The 5,981-nt window shown below is 41.3% G+C and carries 5 protein-coding genes; all 5 read right to left on the bottom strand.

The genetic code is table 11. The annotated features are described in order from the left end of the window. Positions 1 to 91: 91 nt before the first annotated feature. Entirely contained in the window at positions 92 to 1,090 is a 999-nt protein-coding gene (locus tag Q0191_RS04855; RefSeq protein ID WP_297664326.1) for an anti sigma factor C-terminal domain-containing protein, read from the bottom strand. Continuing rightward, entirely contained in the window at positions 1,077 to 1,547 is a 471-nt protein-coding gene (locus Q0191_RS04850) for an RNA polymerase sigma factor (RefSeq protein ID WP_297664328.1), read from the bottom strand. The genes Q0191_RS04855 and Q0191_RS04850 overlap by 14 nt, the downstream gene beginning before the upstream one ends. Positions 1,548 to 1,840: 293 nt before the next feature. Next, positions 1,841 to 2,842, bottom strand: a complete 1,002-nt coding sequence (locus tag Q0191_RS04845; RefSeq protein ID WP_297664324.1) for a DUF805 domain-containing protein — start codon at positions 2,840 to 2,842, stop codon at positions 1,841 to 1,843. Positions 2,843 to 2,948: 106 nt separating this feature from the next. Further along, complete coding sequence (locus Q0191_RS04840) at positions 2,949 to 5,189, bottom strand: DNA internalization-related competence protein ComEC/Rec2 (protein WP_297664323.1); 2,241 nt, start codon at positions 5,187 to 5,189, stop codon at positions 2,949 to 2,951. Continuing rightward, a complete protein-coding gene (locus Q0191_RS04835) occupies positions 5,170 to 5,865 on the bottom strand; it encodes a helix-hairpin-helix domain-containing protein (protein ID WP_297664322.1) in 696 nt (231 codons plus the stop codon). The genes Q0191_RS04840 and Q0191_RS04835 overlap by 20 nt, the downstream gene beginning before the upstream one ends. Positions 5,866 to 5,981 lie beyond the last annotated feature (116 nt).

The following is a 5,981-nucleotide window of genomic DNA, read 5'->3' as shown; positions in this document are numbered from 1 at the left end:
ATAGATAGACAGTAGGCAATACAGTCTAACTTTCCTTACTATTTTATCAAATTTCACTGAAAATGCAAGCCTTTTACACATTTTTTGTCAATTATTCCTTATCTAGCTTATAGTAAGGCTGATTGGGAACGGAAGCACCAATACTGGAAGCATAAATCCATTCTTTATCTTCTAATTGAGCAAAATTTTCAGCTTTTCCAGTCAAGATGACACCAGAGAAAGTTAATTGATCACGATTTTCTGCTTCACGAATATCTAGCTGACCAAATTTCTTGAGATAGGACTCCACATCATTGTACGTGTTGTACCCACTAACACTTGGGAAAAGATTTTTATCTGCCTTTTTCAGATAATCCAAGAAAGTCTGCTGCTCTTTCTTAGCCTCTTTTGCCTTCTTTCTAACATCTGAATCATAAGTAAAGAGAAGACCAGCGTTAGCTCCGTAAGTCGTCTTAGGATCAGTGCGCAATGCCCCAGTATTGTCAACATCTTCTGACTGACTGCCAATCCAGTACCAGTTGATTTTGAGATTGTTCGGTATCATCTGCTGGATTTCCTTATAGGTATAAGCTTTATCAAAAGTCAAAGCTACTTCCACCAATTGATTCGGCATTTCTTTGACAGAAGCAAGTTCTTGAGGGATTCGCTTTGTATCTATTGTTCCTTTAGCATTAATATTGTAGAAGACCGGATATTTTTGACGCAGGGTTCGCGTATAGGTTCCTGAGAGAGACAAATAAGTTCCTTCCGCAGTCGGATCTCTAAAAGCACCTATGAGTGAATAGTTTCCCTCATAGGAAGGATAAGCCACCTTCACTCCATCTAAATCCTTGAAACGATCAGAATGTAAGATTCCTGAAAACAAAGAATTTTGAGTGTAGTAAAGACTGTCATAGTCAACATTAGGGTAGGCGATTTCCGACATAACTTCATACTCTTTCTGCAAATTTCGACCATTACTAGAGGCTAATTCTATCAATCCCTTCCCTAGTAAAAGCAATAAAGCTAAGGAAACAAGGCTACTGATGGCAACTGTCTTCCAAAGTCGTTTTCTTTTACTTTTCTTCGCTAAAATTTCAAATGTTTCCATTTTTATATCCTTTCTTTTCCAATTTATGGCGGAGCTTAATTCGGCTACGCATGAGTTGTACTTTCACTTTACTTACAGAATACGACATAATTTGAGCGATTTCCTTTACTGTAAAATTTTGGAAATAATAAAGATCTAAAAGCACTGTTTCCCTAGCTGACAGCTCTTCTATCGTCGACCTTAGCAGCTCATAATGGTCGTTTTCAAATGGTTGAATCACATCTTGTTTGAAAAATTCTTTTTGCAAAATTTCTAGATAATGCTGATCGCGCCTATAGCGATCGATGTAGCGGCGAATGGAAACCCGATACATCCAAGCTCGCATCTTCTCTGCTGGGATGACCAGATCAGTCTCTAACATTTTGACAAAAACATCCTGCACCACATCTTCTGCCTCGGCCTTAGAAGCTCCTGACTTTTGCAAGTAGAAAACAATCTCTCGGGCAAAGCCAATCAAGATGTTTTCGTATTCATCCAGTTTGATAATCTCACCTCCCCACAACTTCTCCTCAAATCTCTCCTCACTTGCATTCCTTTAAAAAGCAGAATAATAGTAAAAAGTCTTTCTAATCCAAAGCTCGCAGCTGCTACTTCTCATTTAAAACTACTTTTCTCTATTTAATATTTTTCTATTCATCCCCCTTTCTACTAGTATAACGAATCGAAAGTCATTTTGGTTACAAAAATTTCAAACATGACAAAGAAACCCCAGATAGGTTGAAACTATCTAGGGTTGACATCTTATAGATTTTACTGAGAGATTGACTCTGAGTTAGTGATTTGTTCAGAAGCAGTTCCCAGAGCCTGTTCTGCAGTTTCAGCTTGAGACTGATGAGCTTCTACTGAATGAACTGATTCAGCTGGTTCTGAAACTGATGCTGAGAATGCTGATTGAGTTGACTCTTGAGTTTGGTATTGGCTAGCAGCAAACGGTTGAGTTGGCTGGTTCACTTGATTCTGACCAAAAGGTTGCTGAGGCTGACCAAATTCTGGATTCTGAGCTGGTGCTTCTTGCTGAGCAACTGGTTGACTTTGGCTAGCAGGCTGACCGAATGGTTGGTTTTGAACCGGTTGTTGTGCTTGGCCAAATGGTTGCTCTTGATTAACAAGCTGACTAAACTGTTGGTTTTGAGCTGGCTGTTGAGCTTGACCAAATTGTTGGTTTTGTGTCGGCTGTTGTTGTCCTTGGAATCCAGGCTGAGCAAACTGTTGGTTTTGAACCGGTTGTTGCGCTTGACCAAATTGCTGACCTTGGAATCCTTGTTGACCATAAGGAGCCCCTTTAACTTGCTGAGCTGGTTTGCTAGCTTGGCAAAGCAAGACAATCAGAGCAATACCACATGGCAGAGAAACCAAAGCCGCTATGATATTCAAAACTGGAACGAAGGAAGCTATTGATGGTCCTACAGTGAGAAAAATAAATGCCCAATGGAAACCAGCATCACGAAGACGACGAACAGTGATAGCAAGATTAGGAACGATAGTTGCAAATCCATAGATAGCAAGCAAGAACATTATGAACGCAGCAAAACCAGCGCCAGCCATAGCTCCAGAAAAATCTGGTTCATAATCGTATAGCCCTGCATAATAAACTTCACTAAAAAGCGGAATGAGAAAACCAAAAAGGGCAATCAACGAAAATGGTAGGGTAATTAAAAAATTACATAGGACAACCCACCAGAAATCAGAACGGCTTGAACGACCACTAAAGTCTGCATAACGAGTCCAAAATTTTTTATAAGCAGAAAACATAGACATCTCCTCCAAATTTTTATTAACAGAGTCATTGTATCATAATTTTAGCTCGAAATCAAGGTAAGCTAACCCTAGCTCGCTATCAGAGCAAGGAAACAGAGCCTTACTTTACAGTCTCAATCTGCCAAGAATCCCAGCCACTAAAGCGAATGGCTCCCTGCTCATCTGTTCGGAAAATCTGTGTCTGAATGTTCTCAAATCTGTCTAAAGTTTCCTGATGGGGATGCTTGTAACGGTTATTCTTACCCGCAGAAATGAGGGCAATTTGGGGCTGAAGCTGATGTAAAAATTCTGGGCTAGAGGAGCCCTTAGAACCGTGGTGGCCTGCTTTTAAAACATCCACCTTGAGTTGCGGAAAACGCCGCATCAAGGTAGCTTCGCCATTCTCCTCTAAGTCTCCCGTAAACAAAAAGCTAGTTCCAAAAAACTTCCCGTACAAAACGACAGAGTCATCATTGCCACCGTCGCCTGTATCCTCAGGATAGAGAACCTGCAAAGATCCATCAAAAATTGGAAGGCTATCTCCCACTTCTACCGCATGGACTCTCGTCTGCATCCGCTCCAGTTTCTCCACAAAATCCGACTGGGTCAAACTTCCCTTAGATACATAAATTTTCTTTATAGAAAAATGCTTGGCTACTTCCAGCATATCGCCCATATGATCGGTATCGGTGTGGGTCAAAACCAGCACATCCAAGTGACTAACTCCCCTACTTTTCAGGTAGGGAATCAAGGTCTTTTCTGCATTTGTCGAAGAAACCCGTTTCTGCCAGGCTTCTTTCTTGCCAATCTCCACTCGACCACCCACATCAATCAGAACAGATTTCCCCCGCCAATCGCGCAAGAAAATGCTATCTCCCTGCCCAATATCAATGACGGTAATTTCATTTTGCAAGGGATGCTTTGTGAGGAAAAAGAGCAGAGCTAGAGCCAAGCTGAGTAAGATTAAGGCTTTCTTCTGTCTACGAAAATCATAAAGCAAACCAAGAGTGATGAGTAGACCTAGCATCATCCAGATAGATGGCTGACCAAAAACCACTGGCCGTGAGGAAATAGACGCCGTCCAACGAATCAGCCCTTCCAGCAGTTCAAACAAGGCATTGACCTGGGTAATTTTCAAAAGAGGCGATAGGGCAAAAATAAAGGTCAGGGCTGGAAGCATAAAAAGATCAAAAACGACTGAGAATAGAAAAGTCAGCAGAATAGACCAGGGCTGAAATTCGGAAAAATAGAAAATCAGAATCGGCAAAATCCCCAGTGAAATAGTCAGACTTTCTGCCAGCACCTTTCGCACGGGAGGTAAATGCTCAAAATCCATGACCGAAATGACAAAAGCATAGGCACAGGAAAGAACGCCACCCGTCGTCAATAGAAAATTGGGCATGAAAATGGCTAAGAGCATGATCGTTAAAGCAAAGTTATCCAGCTTAGTCACACCAAACTGCGAGAGCAGCTTTTGCACTAAACTTCTCACAACCGATACTGAAAAGCCCGTCAAACCCGCATAAATGAAGGAAAAGGGCAGCTGTATCCAATCGACGGTTTCTCTTTTCAAACCAGATTTGAGGAGAATCCTGCGAAAACCGTCCATGAAATAGCCGACCTGCATGCCAGATAGGGCAAAGAGGTGGATAATTCCCAGACTGGAATAAAGTTCATTCATCTCAGCAAAATCTGTGTCCAAATCGCCAAACAAGAGTCCAGTCATATAATGGTTCATGGGACTAGGAAAGTTTTCTTTGATGTAAACTAAGGCTTTTCTCCGCCAAACCGACAGCCAGTCCCAAGGATTAAGACTGCTAAAATGCTGACTGGACTTGATTTGATTGATTTTCAAAATCCTGTAAATCCCCTGCGTTTTTAGATAAGCCCGATAGTCAAAGCCTGAAAAATTGCGCTGGTCTTCTGCTAAACTAAGATCTCCATCAATCTCCAAAAGCAGTTGATCGCTCAGCTTTTGAAAAGCGACTTTTTCCTTTTCTAACTGGATTTTATAAAAGGCCTGATAAGTTCGACCATTGGAATAGCCACGAAAAGAAAGCGAGTCGCCATTGACTTTAATTGTATCTGGCTTCATCACAATGGCAGACATGGTTTTCGGTTCATCTTGAAAGGCTTGGTTAGCCATTTCTCTCCGAAATAGGAAAAATCCTGTAAAGAGACTCAAGAACACCAAAACAAGCAGACTATTTCTAGTCGAATAAAGCCAAAAGAGCCGAACAAGAAGGACTGCCAAACCTAGATAAGTTGGCAGACTGCCTGTGTAAACTGCAAAGTAGGTCAGCACCAGCAAAAGACAAAAATAGATGGGTTTGATGGGAAATTTATTTATCCACTGTGACATAGTCTTTTAACTTTTCTAAGGTTTTTGCACCAATTCCTGAAACATTTTTCAGCTCATCTACTGACTTAAACTTGCCATTGGCTTCCCGATAAGCGATGATGTCTTGCGCTTTCTTTTGACCGATGCCTGAAACTGTCTGAAGTTCAGCTTCGGTCGCCGTATTGAGATTGACCAAGCCAGACTTCCCTTTTGCCGTTTCTCCATTTCCAGCGGGCGTCTGACTAGCTTGTGTCACATCTGCCCCTTCCTCACCGACTCTAGCTACATAAACAACCGCCTCATCTGTTAATCTTTGAGCTTGATTGATAGATTTTGACTCGGCATCTGGCAGTAGGCCCCCTGCTTTTTGTAAGGCATCGTGCACACGCGCTCCTGCCTGCAACTGATAAACTCCTGGATTTTTGACAGCACCTTTGACATCAACGGTGACTTCTTCCTCAGATTCCTCTGAATCCATATCCTTTTCTGAGTTGATTTTTTCTTGATTAGCACTTCTTTTTTCTGCATTGGTTTCAGATGAAGCTGATGTGACCACTTCCTGAGCCAGTGCACTGACCTGATTCTGTGGCTGAGCGTTTCCCTTCAGCAAGAAAAAGCCAGCAAAGATGATTCCCAGCAAGGAAAGCCCAACAAAAATCTTGTATTCCTTCAATTTTTCAACTATTTCTTCAAACATAATTTTTCTCCTTTATCTTTATATTCGTAAAAAATTCAAAAAAATATGACAAACCGAGAGAATTTTCAGCTTGTCATATTTTAAAATCTTTATTTTGCAAGTAGTCGTATAGATAG

The organism is uncultured Streptococcus sp., assembly GCF_938036805.1.
Classification (GTDB): domain Bacteria; phylum Bacillota; class Bacilli; order Lactobacillales; family Streptococcaceae; genus Streptococcus.
The sequence above is the reverse complement of the archived record's forward strand: the minus strand, read 5'-3'. Positions and strand labels throughout refer to the sequence as shown.

What these genes read in the sequence shown, in the direction of transcription:
- Q0191_RS04840 (WP_297664323.1), bottom strand. Translation starts at nt 5,189, where the DNA reads ATGTCACAGTGGATAAATAAATTTCCCATCAAACCCATCTATTTTTGT.
- Q0191_RS04835 (WP_297664322.1), bottom strand. Translation starts at nt 5,865, where the DNA reads ATGTTTGAAGAAATAGTTGAAAAATTGAAGGAATACAAGATTTTTGTT.
- Q0191_RS04845 (WP_297664324.1), bottom strand. Translation starts at nt 2,842, where the DNA reads ATGTTTTCTGCTTATAAAAAATTTTGGACTCGTTATGCAGACTTTAGT.
- Q0191_RS04855 (WP_297664326.1), bottom strand. Translation starts at nt 1,090, where the DNA reads ATGGAAACATTTGAAATTTTAGCGAAGAAAAGTAAAAGAAAACGACTT.